The following is a 22,594-nucleotide window of genomic DNA, read 5'->3' as shown; positions in this document are numbered from 1 at the left end:
GCGACCCCGTCATGACCAAAGCATCGATTGCGGCAGCAGTTCACCCAGCATCACGTAATTCTCGCGCTCGCCGGCAAAGGCCATGCGCCCGTGCGCGAACCGCCGATTGTCGAGCATCAGGATATCGCCCGGAGCCCAGGGAAAGACGGTCCCGGCATCGAGGTGCGCCCGATAGATGGCGTGCGCCCAGTCGTCGGGGATCGGCTCGCCGGTGCCGAACCGCACGGTTCGCGGCGTACTGTCGGGGCCGGCCATCTCCTCGAAGAAGCTGCGGACATCGGGGTCGAGGAATGCCGGATGGTGCAACGCGATCTGGTGGAACAGCAGTTCGCCCCAGACAGGATGCACGGCGACGGCCGGGGTCCGGTGGCGTGTCTCGAGCCCGGCGTCGCCCCTCCAGCGCGCCTTGATCCCCTGCTCAGCGCAGATGCGCTCGACTTCTCCACGGTCTTCCGTGCCGAAGAACTGCTGCCAGCTGACGTCGAGGCCGGGGATGAAGTTGCGGATGTAGGTGAGGCCCTTCTCCATCAGCGGGCGGCGGATTTCCGGCGCTAGCAGCGAAAGCGCCAGCCGGCCGTCAGAAAGCGGCGTTTCGCCCCCCTCGCGCGCGATTCGAAGGCAAGCGAAGAAGATGTGCCGCGGCGCCCGCGGCGTATGCGATGCCTCGTTGTGAAACAGGATGTCCTCGGACGGCGGGTACGGCGTGGTTTCGAAGACACCGCATCTGTCGCCGCGCGACGGCAGGTCGCCGTACCGGGCCGTCATCGGCAGTCCCAGCCCGAGCACCACCGCCTCGAACGCCTCTACTGATGCGATGCGCGCGCGGTAAAGGCACCAGCCGTGCACCGCCAGCGCGCCGAGCGCAGCGTTGCGGAAGGCGCCGCCTGCGAGGTCCATCGGAGGCAGGAACTGCGGCGCCCGCTCCAGCGCCTCGGCCGACAGGCGCGTCCTGACGGTGCGGACATCGACGTCAGCCATGAAGGATGCGCTCCCTGAAGCGACCGCTCAGCCGGGCGATCGACGGTGGATCGAACCGCAGCGGGTCGAACGAGAAGCGCGCCACCAGCGCCTCGTCGCCCCTCAGGACCGACAGCTTCAGGTCGTTCCACGGCGGGCTGCGCGCCGCCATCACATCGATGTCGAGCGACCGGAAGGCTTCCGCAGACCGCACGCGATAGGAGAAGCCGAACGGCGCTACCTCTTCTTCTTCCACCGAACCCGACGTGCCGGCGACCAGCCCGACGATACGATCCGCCGCTCTATCGTAATAGTCGGCAGGCTCCGCCGGATCGCACCCGTCGAAGTGAAGCGGCGCGTCCGATGCGAATGGCCCGATCGCTCCCGCAAGCGCCGCCGCCGCAGCCAGCCGGTCTCCGACAGCGCAGTCGATGACCGGTGCGCCCGCCAACCCGGTGTCCACCAGCGCCCAGGCGAACGCGCCGAGCAGATAGGGCGGCACGGTCATGGCGTAGCGCTCCGCGCAACGCTCAACGACGGCGATCTCGGCGGCCGACTGCGCGAACTCGGCCGCGGCGTGCTGCCGCTCGGTACCCCGCGTCACAACGGTCGGAGACGACACCACCGGGCCGCACCGCTGCTCGGCCGCCACCCACGCCGCACTCGTCAACGCAATCTCTGACACGGGCACAGACAGGCGCGGAGCATCGTGAAGCTCGCGCACCACTTCCCGCAACAACCGCTCGATCGACGTGCCGTCGAACACCAGCGGCGAGGCGCGAAGCACCAAGGTCGCGACCCCGGCCGCCCCCTCTACCGCGTCAAAGGCGAGAACGCCGTCGACCAGCGTGTCCAGCGGCCGCGCCAAAAGCGCGACCGTGGGGGCATTCGGCGGCGCCGACGCGACAAAGCCGCGTCCCTCCCGTCCGCCGGCCAGGCCACCCTCGGGTCCGAAGCGCCAGCCGAGGATCGGGTGCCGATCCGCGACCGCGACCAGCGCGTCCTCGAGCCGCCGCGGATCGAGCGGCCGCCGCAGCGTGAGGACCATGCCGAGATGCCGATCCTGTGGCGCCAACGCCGCGTTCCTGCGGCTGACCGCGCGCTGGTTACGGACGAGCCGTTCCAGCGTCTCGTCCACCGCCGGAGCCTTGCCTGACCCACCCCCCTTGCGACGAAGCGCCAGCGTTGCGGCGGTGATCCGCTCGAGCGTGCGAAGTTCGAAGACGCGGATGACAGGAAGGTCGACCTGAAACTCGCGGCCGATCGCCGCCACCAGCTTGGCGGCGAGCAGGGAATGGCCGCCGAACGAGAAGAAGTCGGCGTGGGGCGGGATGTAGCCCGCGCCGATCAGCCGCCGCCAGATTTCGGCCATGATCGACAGCGCCAGGTCGTCGCGCCCGTTTTCGCCGTGCTCCGATTCTTCACTTGCGACCATCGCCGTCAGCAGCTGCTCGTCCACCTTGCCACCGGCGCGCATCGGCAGCCGGTCGAGGATGACGAAGGTCGCCGGGACCATATGCGCGGGCAGCGTCTGGCGCAGCCCGGCCGTGAGCCCCTCGCGCAGCCGCTGGGTGAAGGCGCCGAACGTCGGGACGTTCGCCAGCGCGATACCGTCGGGCGGGGACGACAGGCGTGCAAAGGGCCACGGCGGCGGTGCCTTGCCCGGGCGCACGACGACGTCGCACCGTTCGGGCTCGTCGCTGACCACGAGTCCGACCTGCTGGCCCTTCGCGCGCGCATCTTCCATCAGCTCGATCAGCGCCGGCGCACGCACGGCCATGCCGCGCCGTCCGGCAGTCAGGAACGGCACGCCGTTGAGGCGGACGCCAGCCGCGGGGAGTTCCATCTCCTCGTCCAGCAGTGCGTGCTGCATAGAGAGCGACCAGTCGCGATCGACCGGCGCTTCGCCCGCCATGGAGCGGCGCGAGAGAAGTGCGTCATAGCGGAAATTGACCAACTCGTTGTCGAACCGCACGGGCTTGCGACGGATCGCCACGCGCTCGTCCAGCCCGTTCTCGCGCGCGAACCGGACGAAGGCGTAGGGAGCGACGTGCAGCTCCTCGTCCTGCACCCGCGCCTGCGCGACCAGCCGCTCGAGCCGAAGCGGATCGCCTTCGCCCCCGTACCGCGCCTCGACCACCTGCCGATAGAACGTCTCACGCAGGCGATAGTCGCGCACGTCGCCAACGAAGAGGTGCCCGTCTTCGGATAGGAGCGGCACCAGCGAACGCACCAGCTCGCCAAGCTCGTCGAGGCTCGACAGATATTGCGCGACCGAGTTGACGACGATGACGTCGAACGACTGGCCGTCCACCGTCGACGCGACCTCGAGCGCGCTCGCTCTCATCGTGGTCAGCGATGCCAGACCGAGCGTCTCGGCCTTCCTCGTCAGCGCCTCAACCGCCCGGTCCGAAATGTCGGTCGCGACATATTCATCGACGCGCCCGGCCAGCGACAGTGCGATCAGGCCCAGCCCCGCCCCGAGCTCGAGCACCCGGCGCGGCGCGAGGTCGCTGACCAGCCCGACAATGTCGTCGAGCCATGCGGTGATCTGGTTCGCGGGGATGGGGTCGCCGCTCGCCGTGTCGGTCCAGCCGGTGAAGTCGAGCACCGGCGATTGGTCTCGGCAGGCGGGCAGGTAGAGTGCTTCAAACGCCTGTGCCCACTGTTCGGTCAATGCCGCGGTCGGACCCACTGGCTGGGCGACGACGAAGGCGGCCAGCGACTGGCTCGCCCCGGCCGAGAGGCGTGACACGCGACAGAACTCGACGCCTGGATGCGCGTAGATCGCGCTCTCGATCTCGCCGGGCTCGACCCGCATGCCGTTGATCTGGATCTGGCGATCCACGCGGCCCATGAACTCGATTTCGCCGCTCGGCAGCCACCGGGCGCGGTCGCCGCTGCGATAGAAGCGACCCTCGTGGCGTCCCATGCGGCGCGCCTGGAACTTCTCCGCCGTCGCTTCGGGCGCATCCAGATAACCGTCAGCCAGATACGGCCCACCGATCCACAGCTCGCCCGGCACGCCGATCGGGACCACGCGCCCTGCGGCATCGGCGATCGCGACCGTGCACCCGGCGATCGGGCGGCCGATTGTCATCGGCGCCTTGGCCGCCAAGTCGTGGGTATAGACGGAGGTGGTGGCGTTGATGACCGCCTCGCACGGGCCGTACTGATTGGCCATAGGCGCCTCGCTAAAGGCAAAATGCCGCTCGGCAAGGTCGGGCGGACAGGTGTCGCCGCCGGTCAGCACCAAACGCACGTCCTTGAGTCCGTGGGCAACGTCGGGCGCATAGAGGCTGGCGATCACCGCCGGGATCGAGTCGATCACCGTCACCGACTGAGCCGCAATCGCTCGTCCGAGCGCCGCCGCGTCGCCCAGCACCGCGAGGTCGATGAAGACGACGGGAACGCCGCGCGTCAGCGGCCAATAGAGACAGACGATGCCGCCATCGTAGTTAAACGAATAGCAGTGCGCGAAGCGGTCGCGCTCGGTGAAGTCCCCGAACAAGAGGTCATTGGCCTGCAAGCGAGCACAGATCGCCGCGTGCGAAACCGCGACCAGCTTGGGCGCCCCCGTCGTCCCCGAGGTAAAGGTCGCGAACGCCGTCGTCCAAGGCCGGGGGCACGGCGGTGCGAGCGGCGCGGCGTCGTCCACCGGCATGTCGAGCGACACCGGCACCGCCGCGCAGTCCGCCGGCCGCGAAGCGTCGGCCAATGGCGCCTCCTCGACGAGGCACCAGCGGGCACCCGACGCCCGCAACAGCGCGGCGCGGCGGTCCGGCGGCAGCGCCGGGTCGATATAGCAGGGAATGGCGCCCCGCCACTGGCAGCCGAGCATCCCTAGTGCGGCCAGGCTGCCGCGCGGGAGCATCACCGCCACGCGGTCGTCGGCGCCGCACCCGGCGCGTTCCAGCGCGTCCGCGACCGACGCCGCGAGCCGGGCGAGACGCCCGAAGCCGATCTCGCCCGCCGCCTCGACCAACGCCGGCCGTTGCGGATGGTGCTGTGCCGCCGCGTATAGGCGCCCGGTAAGTGTGTCGCCCTCAACCGGCACCAGCACCGGCCCCTCGGCAAAGGCGTCGAGCGCCTCGCGCTCAGCAGGAGCGATGACGTCGATGTCGCCGATCCGCGTACCGGACTCGGCAAGGCAGCCGCGCAGCGTCTGGAGGTAGTTCGCGACGATGCGCGCGGCGGTATCCGGGGCGAAAAGCTCGGACGAATACTCGAGCTCGCCCGCCATCGCGTCGCCGCGGTCGCTGAGTTCGAGGCTGAGGTCGAACATCGCGCCCACGGCGGGCAGCTTCAGGCGCTCGCAGGGCAGATCGCCCAGCCGCATCTCGGCCGAGGGCGCGTTCTGCATCGCGAACAGCACTTGGAAGACCGCTTGATAGTCGGCGCTCCGATCGACCTCGAGATGCTGGAGCAGCAGCTCGAACGGCACGTCCTGATTCTCGAACGCCTCGATGCACGTCCGCCGCGTCGATCCCAGCAGCTCGCGAAAGCTCGTGTCGGCGTCGCCGCGCAGGCGCAGTGCCAGCGGATTGACGAGGAATCCGATCATTCCCTCGCTCTCCAGCCGGTTGCGGTTGGCGACGACGGTGCCGACGACCATGTCATCCTGCGCGCTCAGCGTGCGTAGCAGGACGTTGAAGGCGGCGAGCAGGGTCATGAAGTCGGTGACGCCGGTCGCGCGCGACAGACGCCGGACGCCAGCGGCGACGTCCGCTGGAATCTCGAACCGGATCTTGTCGCCCGCCCAGGTCCGGCGCCCGGCCGGCACCCGATCATAGGGGAGCGCCAGCCGTCCGGGCGCATCGGCGAGTTGACGCGTCCAGTAACCGATCTGGGGCGCATAGCGACCGGACTCGCCGAAGCTGCGATCATGCGCGGCGATGTCGAAATAATCGATCGCGACAGGCGCGAGCGCGGCTGGCCGTCCCGCCACGGCGGCATCGTACAGGGCGCTCAATTCACCGAGCGCGACGCCCATCGACCAGCCGTCAGAGACGATATGATGACAGATCAGGCACAGGATCATGCGCCCCTCCGTCGTCGGCGCGGCGATCACCCGGAGCAGCGGGCCGCGGGTCAGGTCGAAGCGGACGCGCTGCGCCGCGTCCAGCTGATCGAGGATAGCCACCTCGTGCATCGCCGGAAGGACTTCCAGATTGCCGCGCATCCGCGGCGACAGCAGTTGAACGACGGGGGTGCCGTACTGCTCGATGAACGTGGATCGTAGCGCCGCGTGGCGCCGGCACAGTTCCCCGATCGCCTGATCGAGCCGGTCGAGATCGATCGGGCCACCGACCCGCACCGCCTGCGCGATGTTGTAAATCGGCGTGCCCGTGCCGAGCCGCTCGATGAACCACAGCCGGCGCTGTGCATGGCTCGCTTCCAGCGGCGCGCCTTCTGGCCGCTTGGCGATTGCCTCGGCACGCTGCGCCTGCCGGTCGCGCGCCGCCGACAAGGCATGGGCGAGTCGACGCGGCGTGGGATGCTCGAACAGGTCGCGCAGCGTCACCGGATGCCCGAGCGCCTGCTCCAGCCGGTTGCGCGCCTGCGTCGCGAGCAGCGAATGCCCGCCGTTGAGGAAGAAATTGTCGTCGAGATAGAAGGTCCGGCCGAGCAGCTCGCCGAAGATGCCGGCGACCAGGGCCTCGACCGATCCAGGATCGGCAAGCTCGCGGCGACCCATCGTCCTGCCCTGTGATCTGGCGGCGAGGAGGTCGAGGGTCGTCAGGTCACGCTTGCCATTAGCGCGCAGCGGCATGGCGGGCAGCGGGACCAGATGCTGCGGCAGCATGTTGGCCGGCAGCCGATCCGCCAGATGCGCCGTCAGCGAGGGCTGAAGCGCAAGAAAGCCCTTCCACCGGATCGCGGCGACATCGGATCGCGCGTCGTCCCCCCGGCGCCTGTCCGTGCGCTCGCCCGCCGCCAGGCAACAGGCCGCCAGCGATACGCCGGCGGGCACGGCGGCAAGCACGAAACGGTCGGGTTCGGCGCCCGCGAGGCAGAAATGGAGCTGCGCCCCCTCGCCCGGATCGACGCGATCGAGCGCGTCGCGCGGCGTAAGCAAGTCGGCGACCGCGCCGCCGGGCATGACCGAGCGGATCGACCGCCCCGGCGATGCTGCCACCACCGCGCGGTGAAGGGCCGCCTCCTCCGCGACCAACCCGTTGACCATCTCGCGCGATCGCAGGGGGGGGGGCGCATCGCTGGCGGCGGGAGTCATGAGGACATCGTAGCGGAAGCGGACGAGTTCGTTGTTGCCGTGCGCGGTCTTCACCTGCACCAGCGGCGGCGCAAAACCTTTGGCGGCGGCCCAGTCGGCGAAGAAAGCCGGGTCGAGCCGCAGTTCGTCGTCGTTAAGCGCGTCGGTCCGCGCCGACAGCAACACCGACGCGCAAGTGTCGCCCCCCGCCGCGCGCTGCCTGACCTTCCAAAACGCGAAAAGCTCATCGAGCCGGCGGTCGCGGACGTCGCCGACGAACACGAACCCACCCGGCCGCAACAGCGGGCCGAGCCGATCGAGCAATATCGCGAGCGCGCTCGGGTCAGTTAGGTACTGGACGACGGAGTTCAGGACGATCGCGTCGAACCGCTCGCCGGGCGGCGGCGCATAGTCGGCGGCCGCTCCGACGTCGAAGGCGGCATGGCTGAAGCCCGCCTGCACCGCGTGATGCCGGGCATAGGCGATCGCGCGCTCGGAAAAATCGACGCCTCGATAAGCCTCGCAATGCGGCAGCAGGCGGAACCCCAGCGTACCGATACCGCAGCCGAGTTCGAGGATGCGGCGCGGCCGCCAGTCGAGGACGCGCCGCGCCGCCTGTCCGATCGCGTCGAGCACCTCGTCCTGCGGGATCGGCGCGCGCGTGCTGCTGTCAAGCCAGCCGTGGGTGTTGTCGGCCGGAAGGACGCTGTAGTCGAGGTCGGCGTAACTGTCCTCGAATACGTAGCTCCATCCGTCGGCGGGGAAAGACGGCGTGGCCACATCCGCGGCGGCGGCGGGGGTGACGAGCGCGACGATGTTCCGCCCTGCGCCGGCGGTTTCGACCAGCGCTACATGCGCATCCTCGACGCCGGGATGCTCGCGCAGCGCCGCCTCGATCGTGGCGGGTTCGATCCGAACGCCGTTGAACTTGAGCTGGCGGTCGCGCCGCCCCTCAAAAACGATGTTGCCGTCCGACTGGACGAATGCGAGGTCGCCCGTGGCATAGCCCCGCCCGAGCCCCGCCAGGCTACGGAAGCGGCCGGCCGGGTCAGTCGTGACATAGCCGCGCGCGACCTGCACCCCGGCGATGAAGAGCTCGCCGCGGAATCCCGCGGGCAGCACCCCGTCGTCCCGGACGATCGCCAGGTCCACATTGGGAATGGGCTTGCCAATGGGCAGCGCGCCGGCCGGCTCGTCGCCGCGAACCTCGTAGCAGGTGACATCGACGGTCGCCTCGGTCGGCCCGTAGACATTGCAGAGCCGCAGGTCGTTGTCCGAGAGCACGGCGGAAGCGAGCGCTCCGTCGAGCGCCTCGCCGCCGCTCATGATCGCCCGCAGCGAGGCGGGGAAGAGGCCCTCGCCGACCAGCCCGCGCAACTGCGAAGGGACGCAGTGGAAGACCGAAACGGCCTCGTCGTGCAGCGTCCGCATCAGCAGCCGCATGTCGCGCTGCGCGTCGGGCGGGCCGACCACCAGCTCGCCGCCGCCGACCAGGATCGGGAACAGCTCGCGGCACACCGCATCGAAGGTGACGGCGGTCTTCCACAGCCCGCGGTCGCCCGGCTTCAGATCGAGCGTGTGTTGTATCCAACGGCAGACATTGGCTAGCCCCTGATGCGCCACGACCACGCCCTTGGGCACGCCGGTCGAGCCCGAGGTATGGAAGAGATAGGCGTCACTGCCCGGCGCCGGAAAAGCGGCTTCGGAGATCGCGCGCGCTGTCACACCTTGCACCGGTGGACGTACCCAGTGCAGCTCTCCCCGAAGCGGTTCGGGGGACACGATGCCGCCCGGCCGCGCCGACTCGATCAGCTGTGCGACATAATCACTGGGCGCATCGGGATCGGCCGGACACCAGGTCAGGCCCGCGCGCAGGATGCCGAGGATCGCGACCATCAGTTCGCCGCTGCGCGGCAGCACGGTTAGCACCGCGGCGCCAGGCGGAAGGCCGAGCGCCAGCAGCTCCGCCGCGAACCCTTCGGCACCGGCGACCAGCTCGGCGTAGGTCCAGCGCCGGTCGCCATCGGCGAGCGCCGGTGCGCCGGGCGTTCGCGTCGCGGCTTGCCAGATCATGTCCACCACCGTCGTGCCGAGCCAGTCCGGCCGCCGCTCGCCCCGTAGCACAAGCGCCGCACCCGCTTCCTCGCACGCGGAAACGCCAATCAGTTCGGCCACAATGGCAAGATAGGTTCGGCTGAACCCCTGGATCTGCGCCGCCGACAGCCGGTCGGGCGCGTATTCGACGTCGAACTCGGCCCCGTGCAGCCCCTCGGTCACGAACAGGGTGAAGGGAAACTTCGCCGCCCCCGCGGTGACCCGCTCGACCTCGACGTTCGCGCCCGCCAGCCGGATCGCCTCATATGGGGCATTCTGAAGGACGAAGAGCGCGCTGATGGGCGAGTCGGCATGCCATTGCCGCCGATGCCCCAGCCGGTCGATGACCGCGTCAAACGGCGCCTGCTGGTTCTCCTGCAAGTCGAGGAGCAGCGCCTGCACGCGCGCGAGCTGGGCGTCGGGTGGATCGTCCTGCCGAATCACCGAAGGGATCGCGATGGTGTTGGCGAAGAAGCCGATCAAATTCTCGAGGTCGTGGAGCGGGCGGTTGGCGACGACCGTGCCCATCAGATACTCGTCCTGACCCGACAGCGTCGCCAGCGCCCGCTGGCACGCAGTCAGCCAGATCGTCGAGAGTAGCAGCTGGCGGTCGCGCGCGAAGCGCGTCACTGCCGCCAGCAGGTCTAGCTGGATGCCGAAGCGCAGCTTGGCGGCGAGCGCGTCAGTTGGCCCCTCGCCCGCGCACGGCAGCGACAATTCGGGCACGCCGTCGAGGCGATCGACCCAGAAGGCGACCTGCCGCTCGAGATCGGCCGACGACTGTTTCGCCTTCTGCCATTCGGCGAAGTCGCCGAACTGGATCGCCATGTCCGGCAACCCGTTCGCCGCCCCGCCTCCGACCGCCTCGTCGTAGAAGGCGCAGAAGTCGCGGGTCAGCACCGCGTGCGACCAGCCGTCGCCGATGATGTGCTGCATGACGACCACCAGCCAGGTCGTATCGGGCGACAGGAGGATGATCCGGCACCGCATCAGCGGTCCGGCGGCGAGGTCGAAGGGCTGCCGCGCGACTTCGCGCGCAAGTGCCCCGGCCAGCGTCTCGCGCTGGGCCTCGGGCGATTGGCGAAGGTCGATCCGGTCGACCGTCGGCAGAAGCTGCGGCCAGACGACCTGCCGAACCTCGCCGTCGCTCAGCTCGAAGGTCGTCCGCAGGATTTCGTGGCGCTGGTGCAGACGGTCGAGTGCCGCCTCGATCGCGCCTTCGTTTGCCTCGCCGCGGATCGTGAGGCGATAGGCCATGTTGTACGACGTATCCCCCGGCGCCTTCTGCGCGAGAAACCACAAGCGCGCCTGCTCGTGCGAGGCGCGAACCCTGAAGCTGTCCCGGATGCGCGGTGCCGCGGGGTCCGCTGCCGCCAAACCGCCCAACTGCATGTCAGCCCACCCTCGGTCGCCGCAACTTCTTGATCTCGTTCGGGGCGGCCAGCGCGTCAGGCCGCAGCAGCCGTGCCGCGAGCCCCGCCACGGTCGGGTTGTCGAACAGGTCGCGGACTGAGAGCGAGACGCCGAACCGCTTATTCACCCGGGCCAGCAGCCGGACTGCGTTGAGCGAGTGGCCCCCCAGATCGAAGAAGCTGTCGTGGATCGACACGTCCTCTCGTTCGAGCAGCGCCCGGACGAAGCCAAGGATTTCCCGCTCCTCGGCGGACCAGTCGGCCACATCGACCTGTTGCTGAGGATCCGCATCCGCCACGGGCATCAGATCGGCGAGCCGGCGCCGGTCGATCTTACCGCTCGTCAGGCGAGGCAGGTCGGGAACGAGGACGAAGGCGCGCGGCATCATGTAAATCGGCAGCGCGGCACCGAGCGCGTCTCGCAAGCCCTGCTCAACCCCAGCCGCGCCCGATTCTACTACGGCTAAGGCGAAGAGCGCGCCCTCGCCGGCTTTGGCCGCGTGGACGATCACGGCGGCGTCGCGGACCGCCGGGTGCCGCTTCAGCACGCTCTCAATTTCGTCGAGTTCCACCCGCGCTCCGCGGATCTTGACCTGCCGGTCGATCCGGCCGTGGAAGCGGAGCAGGCCATCGGGGCCGAACTGGCCGAGATCGCCAGTACGATACGCACGGCCCGACGCGCCGAAGGGCGCGGCGTCGATGAACCGGCGCTTGTCCTCGGCCTCGTTCCGCCAGTAGCCGAGGCCGACGGCCGCACCGACGATCACGATCTCGCCGACTGCGCCGGCGGGCAGCGGCGCGAGCGACTCATCGACGATCACGATACGGGTATTGGCGATCGGCGCGCCCAGACAGGCGGGGTCGCCGCCGCCGGGCGGAACCTCGAAAGCGGTCACATCGACGGTGCATTCGGTCGGGCCGTAGACATTGTGGAGCCGGCTCTGCCTGTTGCGCTCGGCATGGCGGGTGGCGAGCGCCGCATCGAGCACTTCGCCGCCGCACATGACATGGACGAGCGAGCGGAGCTTGCGCGCTGCACCTGCCTCTGCCAGCATCGCCCGATAAATAGTCGGCGTGGCGTGGAGCACGGTGACGTCATTCGCCTCGATCGCGTTCAACAGCGCGGGCATGTCGAGCGCTTCTTCGTCTGACACCATCACGATCGTCGCGCCGGTGCAGAGCGGCGCGACCGTCTCCCGCACGAAGGCGTCGAAGGCGAAGGGCGTCTTGCAGAGCACCCGGTCGGCTTGAGTCGTGGCCAGATAACGGCCGAGCCACCCGGTGAAGTTGGCGAGGCCACCATGACCGATCACCACCCCCTTAGGCGTGCCGGTGCTGCCCGAGGTGAACAGGAGATAGGCGGGGCTGTCACCGCCGACAGCCGACCGCGCATCGAACGTTCCGGTTTGAGGCACGATCGACAGATCGACGACCCGTGCGTCCGCATCTAAATCGCGCGCCGCTGGCAGGAATCGGGCCGAACACAGGATCGCCGCCGGACCGGCTGCGGCGACTATCGTGCGCAGTCGCTCGCCGGGGAAGTCCGAATCGAGCGGCGTGAACACCGCGCCCGCGAAGAAGCAGCCGAGCAGCGCCGCGATCAGGTCGGGCGACCGCTCTTGCAGCACGCAAACCCGGTCGCCCGATACGACGCCCGCGCCGGCCAGCGCGGCGGCGACGGCGAGCGCGCGGTCGCGGAGCGCCGCGTAACCTACGTCTGCATCGCCGAACCGGACCGCGACCGCATCAGGCGTCTTTTCGCACCGGCCGAGGAAGGGTTCGAGGATCGAGCCGGCATGCGGATGCTCGATCATCCGGCCGGCGGGCGGGACAGGCTCGGCATCCCTGACGCGGGCGGCCGGGTCATCGGCGACCGCGCGCAGCAGCGCCTGATATTCGACCACCAGCCCGTCGATCAGAGCGTCGTCGAACAGGTCGCGATTGAACTCGAACTCGAGGAACAGGTCGCCTTCGCCCTCGACCGCCAGCGCGTCGCGCGTGTCGGTTAGGAAGACGGTGAGGTCGAGCTTGGCGCCACCGTTCGGGATTGGCTGGATACTGAGGTCGAGGCCGCGAATCGCCACCCGTCGCGCGGGCACGTGCGACACGCACATATACTGGAACAGCGGGTGGAGGAACATCTGCCGCCCGACGTCCATCGTCCGGACAATTTCGTCGAAGGGCACATGGCCGCGCTCGATCGCCGCGAGCTTTGCGGCATGAAAGCGGCTGGCAAAGCTCAGAAAGTCCTCGCCCGGCCGGCACTCGACCGGCACCGGCAGCCAGTTGACGAAGAAGCCGAAGGTCGATTCGAACTCGACGCTGGGACGGTCGGACAGCGCGACGCCAAGGACGAACTTCGGCGCGCCGCTGTGGCGATGAAGGATCGCGGCGAAGGCCGCCGACAGCAGCGTGCCGATGGTGATGGCGTTCGCGGCGGCGATGGTCCGGAGGCGGGGCGCCACCGAGCGATCAACAGTAAAGGTTGAGCGGCCGCCGCGATCGCTTCGGACGACCTCCCGCGGCCGACCGAACGGCCGGATGGCGAGGTCGCAACCTTCGAGCGACGCCTTCGCCGCTGCGACCGCCGCATCTCGATCCGCGTGCCTTGCGCGCTGGCGCTGATATCGCGCGAAGCGGCGATAGCCCTCACGCCGCGCCGCCGAAAGGTTCGCGCCATAGGCCTGCGCCCCCTCGCGAAAGGCGTGGACCAGCGACCAGCCGTCGCTGATGAAATGGTGGATCGCGACCATCAGTTCGTGAAGGCCGGGACCGTGCCGGACGAGCTTCCAGCGCATCAAAGGCGGCCGTTCGAGGCTGAAGGGCGTCGTCGCGATCTCCGACCGCCACCGGGCGAGGATCGCCGCCGCGTTGCCCTGTCCCGAGAGATCGAAGAACGGAAGGTCAATGACCATTTCGTGGTCGGTGACGGCGAAGCTCCGTTCGCCCCGCCGCGCGAGGTAGGTCCGGACCGCCTCGTGGCGACCGACCACATCGACCAGCGCGCGGGTGAGCCGCCCGATATCGAGGTCGCCGCGAAAGAAGACCGAGGCGGCTACGATATACGCCGCACTGTCGGGATAGAGCGTCTCGAGAAAGGCCAGCCGCTCCTGCCCGTGCGAAGGCAGATAGACCGAGAACAGGCCGCCGCCCGCCGCCTGGGTCGCCGGGGCGGCGCGCAGATCCGCCAAATATTCCCGAATCTCGGGCTTGTGTCCGGCGATCCGTGCGACGAGGTCGCCCGGCAATGCCGCGGTCTCGCCCTGCAAGAGCAGCGCGTCGCCGCGCAGGGCCAGGAACGCGCCCCGCGCGTCGAGTTCGTCGATGAGCGCCGGAACGGTCAAAGGACGATGTCGATGTTCGCCGCGTCGGCCTCGCGGCGCACGACCGCCCCCGCCGCGGCCGCCTCAATCACCGGCCGGATCGCATCGGCGACGTGCGCCAGCGTCCGGGCGTCCATCAGCCTGCCGAGGCCCACCTCGATTCCATAGTCGAGGCTCAGCGCATTGCGCATCTCCAGCGCCATCAGCGAATCGAAGCCCATGTCGAACAGGTTGGCGTCGAGGTCGATCTCGTCCTCGGCCACCTCCATGATGTCGGCGGCGTAGCTCCTGATCGTCATATGGAGCAGGACGCGCTTTTTGGCGTCGGACAGCGCCCTGAACGTCGCCAGTGAGACGTTCCCGTCGGCGTCGCGGGACGACTCCGCCGCGGCGACCGGCGTCGCGCCCTGCTCCACGCGGGCCTCGTCGAAGCGGCCGACGATCCACGGCCCGCCTTGCTTGGGCAGCAACGTTCCCATCGCACGCAATGCAACCCAAGGTTCGATCCGGCCCACGCCCTTGGCCGCGAGCGCCGCGTCGAGCGTGCTCGACGCTGCCATGCCGCCGCCCTGCCAAGGACCGAAATAGAGCACCGTCGCTCGGTGTGGGGTTCCCGCAACCAGATGCCGGGCGGCGGCGGCCATCGCCGCATTGGCCGCGGCATAGGCCGCCTGGCCATAGGAACCGGCGATCGCCGCGACGCTCGAGAACAGGACGAGGTGGCAGGGCCGGTCCCGATCGAGCAGCGGCCGAAGGTTGAGCAGACCGTCGAGCTTGGGCTCGAACGCGCGGTCGATCGCCTCCGCCACATTCGCGGTGCCCTCGCCCGGATCGGTCCCGGCAAGATGGAAGACAGTATCGAAGGCCCGCCCGCCCTCGACGCCGGTCCAGAGCCGCGGGTCGGCGATCGCCCCGCGAATCTCGCCGATGGCCCCCCGCTCGATACGCCGATCGAAGGCGGCGCTCCGCCTTGCGACGACGCTGACGCTGCCCGCACCTTCCTCAGCCGCCCATTCGACCACCGCCTGCCCGAGCGCGCCTGCACCGCCGGTGACGAGCACCGACTCGCCCGCGAGCACTGCCGTCTTCGCGCGATCGGCATGCCCCGCCTTTGCGTCGCGCACCATGCCAGGTACATAGGCCGCATCGCCGCGCACCGCTGCCATCGGCACGGGGGCGTGGAGCAGGCCAGCGAGCACGCCGGCCATCTCGTCGACGGCCTGCGATGGGTCAAGATCGACCACACAAACCTCGCCCGCTCCAAGCGACATCGACCCGCCAGCTGCCCAGGCGGCGGCCGCGATCGGGTTCGGCAGCGGATCGCCCTCCCGCACGGCGTTGGCGCCGCGAACGAAAATGACGAGCTTGGCGCCCGGCGACCGCGTCCGCAGGTCGGCGACCCACGCGGCGACCCGCGCGGCGGCGGCGCGCGGCGCGTCCGCGTCGCCGATCCGCCACGGGCCGGATTCGTGCGAGACGAGAATGTGGTCGGCCGTCTCCGGTCCGGCACCGAACGCCGGCGCAGCGACGACGTCCAAGCCCTGCCCGGACAGCGCGGCGGTCCACGCGTCGGCCAGTTGCGGGGTCGGCGCGGTCAGCGTGAAGCGCCGCTCGCGCGGCGGCGATCCGGCGATCGAGGCGCGCGTCCAGCCGGGGACGAAGATCGCCTCGCCTGCCGCCCGAGCCCGCTGGTCATTGGACGGCAGCGCCAGCCGCTGTAACGCGAAGTCCTCAATTCGCGCGACGACCTCGCCATCGGGCGAAGTGGCGACGGCATCAAAATATTCGAGGTTGTCGCGCCGACCCTTTGCCCGCGTCTCGACCCGGAACCCCTCGGCGCCGAGCGTGCCGAAGGTGATCGAGCCGACTTCCGCCGGGAGGGCGAGCGGCATCGAGCTGCCACGCAGTCCCGGCCGAAGGCCGAAGGCATGGCCGGTCGAGATGATCGCATCGACCACGATCGCCTCCGCACCACGCCCCGCTGCCGGTGCGCGCATCTCGCTGACCGCCTCGTTGCCGCGCAGGGCGACGCGCTCGATCAACCTGAACTTCTCGCCATATTCGCCGCCGATACTGCGAATATAGGCATAGAATTCGTCGGCGCCCGCATGCCGTTCTGGCTCGCGCGCCAGCGACGGCGATCGAGTGGGGCGTTCCGTCGCGCGGTCCTTCAGCGCCGCCAGCATCGGCAGCGCTTCCTTCACCATCGCAATGTCGTCAAGAAAATCGACAAGGCAGGCGATTTCGTTCACGCCGATTTCGCCGAGCAGCGCGGTGGTGGCGAGCCCCGCCTCGGCCGAGCCCAGCAGCGACAGCTTCTCGTAGACGCGCGTCAGCTGGACGTCGGCCAGCTCCTCTAGGTTGCGCGGGGTCAGCAGCGCCTTGTCGCGCCCGCCCTGTTGCAGCAGCTCGCCGTTGCGAAGGAGGTAGTCGCGATAGGGCTGGGCCACTCGGCCGTAGGTCGTCGCGCTGTCCTCGCCGACAAAGGCGTGCAGCATCACCGTCACGATGCCGGCGTCCGGATCGAATCCCGCAGCGCGCCGCGCCGCGCGGTAGAGCCCGATCGCGTACGCCAGTCCCTCGGCGCCCAGATCGACGAAATAGGTCAGCACATTGGCGCCGATCGCCCCGGCCAGCCGGAAGGTCTCGGGATTGCGCGCCGCCGTCACCCATAGCGGCAGCTCGGGCTGCAACGCTGTCGGATATACCCGGACGCTCGCCCGCTCGCCGCCGCCACCCTGCCGATCGACGCGCTCGCCGCGCCAGAGCGACCGCAGCTCCCGCACCCGCTCGCCGAGCAGGCGGTGACGGTCCTCGTAGAAGTCGGCCGCGAAGACGAAGTCGGACTTCAGCCAGCCCGAGGCGAGCGCCACGTCGATCCGCCCGCCCGACAGATTGTCGACGACCGACCATTCCTCGGCGATGCGCAGCGGGTCGTGCAGCGGCGCAACGACGCTGCCTGCCGCGATCCGGATCGTTTCGGTCGACGCGGCGAGATAGGCGGCGAGCACCGACGGGTTCGGATGCAGCGCGCCGAACGGCTGGAAATGGCGCTCGGGCAGCCAGATTCGACGAAAGCCGTGACGATCGCCGAACCGGGCGATCTCCCGGATGTCCTGATAGCTCTCCGCGGCGCTGCTACCCTCGCCCCCGGAGAAGAACATCAGGCTGAAGTCCATCGATCCTATGTCTCCACCGCAATGTTGCCAGATGCGAAAACGGCGCCGTTCAGCGGATGCGCCAGTTCAAATTGATAGGACTGCCAGTCAAGGCGGCTGAGGTTCAGGCGGGCGCCGTGCTGCCCCTCGCTTTCAAGGATCAGCGCCTGCCGGAACTTGACGTCGCGCAGCTTCAGGTCGCTCCGTTGTGTGACGTCGCGCAGCGTGCCAAGTATCGTCATCATAATCGTTGCGCCCGGCACGACAATGTTGCCGAAAATCCGGTGCTCGGCAATATAGTCGTCGCCGAAATCGACCGCGATCGTTTCCGGCAGGGTTAAATCGTCCTGCGTCGCCGGGGTGGGCAGATGGGCGGCCCAATAGCTTTGGCCTGAAAGGGGATAGGGCGGCAGCGGCCGCTTCGGGCGTACTCGCCTTGCATGGGCGGACCGGGCCGGCGGGGGCGCGTCGCCGTCCACCCCCGCGCGCCGCCGCTGAAGCGCGGCGAGAAACTCGGCCGCCGCATCGGGACCAGATCCGGCGACGACCGCGACGCGGTGTTTTTCGCTAGCATAAGCCGCGTTCGCGACGTGCGCCGCCGCCTGGAATGCGTCCGGATCGGCGTCCTGCAGATAATCGGCCCATTGCAGGCACAGCGCCTCGAGCGACGCCGTGCTGTGCGCCGACAGCGTCAGCGCCGTCGTCGCGGGGTAGGGCGTAAGATCGGCCGGCTGCTCGTCGCGGTCGGCGGACCGGACGATCAGATGGACGTTGGTGCCGCCGATGCCGAACGCGCTGACACCCGCATGGTGCCGGGCTGACTCGCCTTCGGATCCGAGATCGACCGAGTGGTTGGGCAAGCGGACTCCGCTGTCAGCCTCGACGAAGATCGGCAGCGGCACCGCGGCACCGACATGCGGGGGCAGGACGCGGTGACTGAGCGCCAAGATCGCCTTGATCGTCGCCAGCACGCCGGCGGCGGCCTCGGTATGGCCGATATTGGCCTTGAGCGAGCCCACCCAGCAGGGCGTCTCGCGGCCGCCGAACAGCTCGCCGAGCGCCGCCGCCTCCACCGGGTCGCCGATCGGCGTGCCAGTGCCGTGCGCCTCGACGAAGCCGATCGCATCGGGCGCGAGGCCCGCCTGACGCAGGCAGCGCTCGACCAGCCGGACCTGCGCCGCGCGCGAGGGTACGGTGATGCTTGAGGTCCGGCCGTCCTGATTGGCGCCCGATGCGTCGATTACGGCGTGAATGGGGTCGCCGTCGGCTACGGCGTCGGCGAGGCGCTTGAGCACCAGCACGCCGACCCCCTCGCTGCGTACATAGCCGTCGGCGCCGACGTCGAAGGTCGCGCATCGCCCCTTCTTGGACAGCATCTGCGCCGCCTGGAAACTGGCGTTGACCGTGGGCGTGAGCACCAGATTGGCACCGCCTGCGAGCGCCAGGTCGCAGTCGCCGCTCTGCAAGCTCGCGCTCGCCAGATGGATGGCCATGAGCGAGGCAGCACAGGCGGCATCGACGACGATGCTCGGCCCCTCCAGCCCCAGGACATAGGAGATGCGATTCGCGGCGATGCATTGCGCCGAACCAATTACGGAATAAGGGCCGACGCGAGCCCCGGCCTCATGCCCCATCAGCGAATAGTCATGCGAGCACAGCCCCATGAACACCGCGGTGGGCGAGCCAGCCAGCGACCGCGGGTCGATCGCCGCATCCTGCAGCGCTCGCCACGTCTCCTCGAGGAGAAGGCGGTGCTGGGGGTCGATCAGCCGCGCCTCGCGCGGGGAAATGCCGAAGAGTTGAGCGTCGAACCGGTCGATGCCCTCGAGATAGCCGCCGGCCATCGAGGCCAGAAGGTCGTCGGAGATCGACACTTTTGCCGGATCGCTCTGCTGCCAGGCCTTGGAAAGGACCCGGCGTTCGGGTGGCCACGGACCCGTGGCCACCCTTCCTTGCATCAACAACTGCCAGAACTGCTCGACGTTCGCAGCGCCCGGAGCGCGGCAGGCCATGCCTATCACCGCGATGTCGCTTTTCATGTCTTTCGAGCACTCCCCGGCAGCCTTATGCCGCCATCTCCAGCAGCCGGGCCTCGACGGCATCGGCGCCCGGACGGACTTTGAGCATGTCCTCGGTCAGACGGCGATAGAGCGTCTGAACCGTGGGCTTGATCAGCAGGCCGGGATGCTCCTGCGCGAGCACGCTGTCATGCTCGGCATAATCGTCTCCCCAGATCGCCGGATCGTCGAAGCTCACCATCTCCTGCACGTTGCCGATGCGACCCGCGGTGAAGCGCGTGCAGTGAAGTTCGGGCATCGTGCCCGTCTTCTTGGTGAACGCCTCGATATGCTCGAACGAGGTCTTCATCATCTCGCGCAGACGCCCTTTCGAGGTGGTGTAAATGCGCTCCATCAAATAGCGCGACTTCGGGTTGCTCTTGGCCGGCTTATCGAGGACGGCGAGGCCCGTGGCGCCCTTGCGATTCATGAAATAGTCCTCGACGTCCAGACGCACGAACATTTCGTCGCGCGGATTATCGTGGACCATCTCGACCGCCGCCTCGGGCGTGTCGAGGAAGCTGTCGTCCTTGAGCAATTGGTGAAGGAAGAGGTCCTCGTACTGCGCAAGGCTCGCGAAATCGGTAAAGATCGTAACGTCGACGCGATCAGGCGCCTCGTTCAGATCGACGAACGCTTCGGGCTCGATACCGACGGCCTTCTTGGCTCCATCGATCGCCTTGAGCGTCAGTTCAAGGAACTGCTGCTTATACTGAGGATAGACTGAAACACTTCTTTTTACCCGGATCCGCATTGTGACCTCCGTTTTGAAGGTGAACGCCACGATCATTCCATTTGGGTATTCAATACTCACACGATCGTAAGCGCCACGCAATTGAAAAAATTGCTTCGGTGCGCACGGATCGCCAATTTACCACAGCGCCGTATTGGGTCGTCGCGTGACTGCTTTCAAAGTCCAAAAAGACGTCGTGGAAGTCCAGCATCACGCGATCGTGAGGGTAAAGCGCCTTAAATACGGCCTCTTTAACCGAGAAGACTTGCCGAATGGACAACAGGCCATCGCGAATCGCCCATTGCTCGTCTTTCCTGACGATCAGACGGGCGAGGTCCGCCTCAATCTCTTCCGGGTCCTCGATATCGATTCCCAGGCAATCGAACGAGTCGCGGCGGGCGACGACCGCGGCCGCGACGCCGCGCGTATGGCTGAGTGAGCCGACGAACCCCTCGGGCCATATGGGGAAGCCCGCGGGCGCGCGTGGGAGTCCGTCCACCACCGCCCCCAGATCTCCCAGCAGCGCCTTGGCGACGGTGCGCGCAGCACCGCTTGCGTTGCGGACACTGGCGACCGCGCCGGCCAGTGCCGCCGACTCGCCTAGCGAAAGGGCGAGATGATCGTCAGGAGCGATGTGCCGCGCGCCGACATAAGCGCTTGGGGGGCAAATGCTTTGCAGCGCATATTCGAGCTGCGCTTGTGTCGCGTCGATCATTATGAGGCCCGCGCTCGGCGGACGACGATATCGGACATCTTGTTGAACGGCGCCGACTGCGCGGGAGAGATGAAAATTCGCGACCGGATTAACGAATACACGCAGGATCCCCTGATGGGCCACATGTGGCACGCGATTCGGTCGGCCGGTCCGATGCGCTCCATCTCGGTCGATATCACCATTGGTGCAACCTGCGCTGCAAGGGATGCCATCCGGTCTCAACGAATGCGTCGCGCGTTGCGGCTGTCATTTATTGTGATGACCACGATGACGCTCAAATCACAGGTACGGATCGGCTCTCAAGATCGCCTTTGTCGATCGGAAGAGGCTCGCATACGGTTGATGGCTATTTGCTCCCCAATTCGGAACAGGGCACGAACGCCAGCATCCGGCACGGCGCTCGCGATCGGCAGGAGGCGCGCTGTCTCGCGCGCCTAAGAGCGCCTAAGCTCGACTTTGGCCATTTCGACATGTCGCGGAACGCGCTGGGTGACGAAGCGGGCGTGATGGATAGGCTGATGGTGTCCCTGGCCAGAGACGCCTCATGCCGCACCTGCCCGCCCGCTTCGCCGGGATCATCCTGTTGTTCGCTCCGCTGTTCGTCCACCGGTCGTGGCAGCACGCTCAGGCCCTGCTGATCGGTGCGATCCTCTGTCCGGGCCGGCGCACGGTAGCGAGCGTGCTGCGGATCACGGGCCGGGCGCGGGACCGCCATTTCGTGAACACGCACTGGGTGCTCAGCCGCGCGGCATGGTCTCCCCGCTCAGCAGCCCGCATCCTGCTTCGGCTGCTCGTCGAGGCCTTCGTCCGACACGGCCCCGTGGTGCTGGCGCTCGACGACACGATCGAGCTGTGCTGGGGCCGCCGTATCCAGGCCCGAGGGATCTACCGTGATCCGGTGCGTTCGTCCGGCGCCCACTTCGTCAAGACCAGCGGCCTGCGCTGGATGAGCCTGATGCTGCTCACACCCATACCCTGGGCGGGTCGGGTCTGGGCGTTGCCGTTCCTGACTGCCCTCGTTCCGTCCGAGCGCGCCTGCCTGGAACGAGGCCATCGGCACAAGACCCTGCTCGAGGTCGGACGGCAGATGACCCTGCAGGCGCGCCGCTGGTTGCCGGGGCGCGACCTCGTGCTGGTGGGCGACAGCGCCTTCTTGGCCTTGCTGTTTCTCGACGCCCTGCGCCGCGGCGGCGTCATCGCCATCACCCGCCTGCGCCTGAATGCGGCGCTCCGATCCAGCGCCCCCAAGGCCTCCGGGCACGATCGGGCGCCCACGCAAGAAGGGTGTGCGGCGACCAACCTTGTCCAAGATCCTGATCGACCCGGGCACCCTCTGGCAGCAGGTGAGCGTGCCGGGCAGGTACGGCATGGGAGAGCGCCAGATCGAGATCACCTCGGCCACCGCCGTCTGGCATCATTCCGGTCTACCAGGGGTGCCGATCCGATGGGTTCCGATCCGCGATCCCGAGAACCGCTTCGAGCCCCAATCGCTGCTCTGCACCGACCCAGCACGAGACGCGACGCAGATCGTGACGTGGTTCGTCCGGCGCTGGCAGGTCGAGGTCACCTTCCAGAAAGCGCGTGCCCATCTCGGCGTCGAGACCCAGCGGCAATGGTCCGACAAGGCCATCGTTCGTACGACCCCCTGCCTGCTCGCCCTGTTCTCCATCGTCACTCTGCTCGCCACGCGGCTCTCAGCACGTGAGCGGCGGCAGATTGCCGTGACTGCGTGGTACCCCAAATCGCAGCCGACCTTCTCCGATGCTCTCGCAGCCGTCCGTCGAACCATCTGGCGCGAGGAAGCTTCTTCGATGTCAGGCCCCAGGCGCGACCGCATATCAAGCGACATCCGGAACTGACCCCTTCGCGTCATGAGGATCTGACCCCCATGCTCATTTCCCACGCCTAGACGGGTGTGGGTTGGGGGACCG

The 22,594-nt window shown here is 68.3% G+C and carries 8 protein-coding genes and 1 pseudogene; 2 read left to right on the top strand and 7 right to left on the bottom strand.

The window, feature by feature from the left end:
* Nucleotides 1-9: 9 nt before the first annotated feature.
* The 7 genes from ABIC30_RS00045 to ABIC30_RS00015 are packed head-to-tail and all read right to left on the bottom strand — an operon-like array spanning nucleotide 10 to nucleotide 20,786.
* The gene (locus ABIC30_RS00045) at nucleotides 10-978 is read right to left on the bottom strand and encodes a TauD/TfdA family dioxygenase (RefSeq protein ID WP_354453570.1); all 969 of its coding nucleotides are present in this window, start codon (nucleotides 976-978) and stop codon (nucleotides 10-12) included.
* A complete protein-coding gene (locus ABIC30_RS00040; protein ID WP_354453568.1) occupies nucleotides 971-10,657 on the bottom strand; it encodes a condensation domain-containing protein in 9,687 nt (3,228 codons plus the stop codon). The genes ABIC30_RS00045 and ABIC30_RS00040 overlap by 8 nt, the downstream gene beginning before the upstream one ends.
* A gap of 1 nt (nucleotide 10,658) precedes the next feature.
* On the bottom strand, nucleotides 10,659-14,021 hold the full coding sequence (locus ABIC30_RS00035; RefSeq protein ID WP_354453566.1) for a non-ribosomal peptide synthetase: 3,363 nt from the start codon (nucleotides 14,019-14,021) through the stop codon (nucleotides 10,659-10,661).
* On the bottom strand, nucleotides 14,018-17,179 hold the full coding sequence (locus tag ABIC30_RS00030; protein WP_354453564.1) for a MupA/Atu3671 family FMN-dependent luciferase-like monooxygenase: 3,162 nt from the start codon (nucleotides 17,177-17,179) through the stop codon (nucleotides 14,018-14,020). Before ABIC30_RS00030 ends, ABIC30_RS00035 begins: the two co-directional genes overlap by 4 nt.
* A 5-nt stretch (nucleotides 17,180-17,184) precedes the next feature.
* Nucleotides 17,185-19,197, bottom strand: coding sequence for a beta-ketoacyl synthase N-terminal-like domain-containing protein (locus tag ABIC30_RS00025; RefSeq protein ID WP_354453562.1), 2,013 nt, complete (start codon nucleotides 19,195-19,197; stop codon nucleotides 17,185-17,187).
* A 25-nt stretch (nucleotides 19,198-19,222) separates the two neighbouring features.
* Nucleotides 19,223-19,999 carry a hypothetical protein gene (locus ABIC30_RS00020; protein ID WP_354453560.1) on the bottom strand — a complete coding sequence of 259 codons (777 nt, stop codon included), beginning with the start codon at nucleotides 19,997-19,999 and terminating at the stop codon, nucleotides 19,223-19,225.
* A gap of 19 nt (nucleotides 20,000-20,018) precedes the next feature.
* Nucleotides 20,019-20,786: a 4'-phosphopantetheinyl transferase family protein gene (locus ABIC30_RS00015; RefSeq protein ID WP_354453558.1), complete on the bottom strand. Its 768-nt coding sequence runs from the start codon at nucleotides 20,784-20,786 to the stop codon at nucleotides 20,019-20,021.
* Between the two features lie 421 nt (nucleotides 20,787-21,207).
* Between ABIC30_RS00015 and ABIC30_RS00010 the strand changes: the two are divergent.
* Together ABIC30_RS00010 and ABIC30_RS00005 are read left to right on the top strand one after the other, a co-directional pair.
* Nucleotides 21,208-21,873, top strand: a pseudogene (locus tag ABIC30_RS00010) (transposase); the annotation flags it as partial.
* Nucleotides 21,874-21,964: 91 nt separating this feature from the next.
* The gene (locus tag ABIC30_RS00005; RefSeq protein ID WP_354453785.1) at nucleotides 21,965-22,522 is read left to right on the top strand and encodes a hypothetical protein; all 558 of its coding nucleotides are present in this window, start codon (nucleotides 21,965-21,967) and stop codon (nucleotides 22,520-22,522) included.
* Nucleotides 22,523-22,594 lie beyond the last annotated feature (72 nt).

Origin of the sequence: Methylobacterium sp. 1030 (assembly GCF_040544715.1) — a bacterium.
GTDB lineage: Bacteria > Pseudomonadota > Alphaproteobacteria > Rhizobiales > Beijerinckiaceae > Methylobacterium.
This window is presented reverse-complemented; position numbering and strand designations above follow the sequence as displayed.

What these genes read in the sequence shown, in the direction of transcription:
- ABIC30_RS00045 (WP_354453570.1), bottom strand. Translation starts at nt 978, where the DNA reads ATGGCTGACGTCGATGTCCGCACCGTCAGGACGCGCCTGTCGGCCGAG.
- ABIC30_RS00040 (WP_354453568.1), bottom strand. Translation starts at nt 10,657, where the DNA reads ATGCAGTTGGGCGGTTTGGCGGCAGCGGACCCCGCGGCACCGCGCATC.
- ABIC30_RS00030 (WP_354453564.1), bottom strand. Translation starts at nt 17,179, where the DNA reads ATGGACTTCAGCCTGATGTTCTTCTCCGGGGGCGAGGGTAGCAGCGCC.
- ABIC30_RS00025 (WP_354453562.1), bottom strand. Translation starts at nt 19,197, where the DNA reads ATGAAAAGCGACATCGCGGTGATAGGCATGGCCTGCCGCGCTCCGGGC.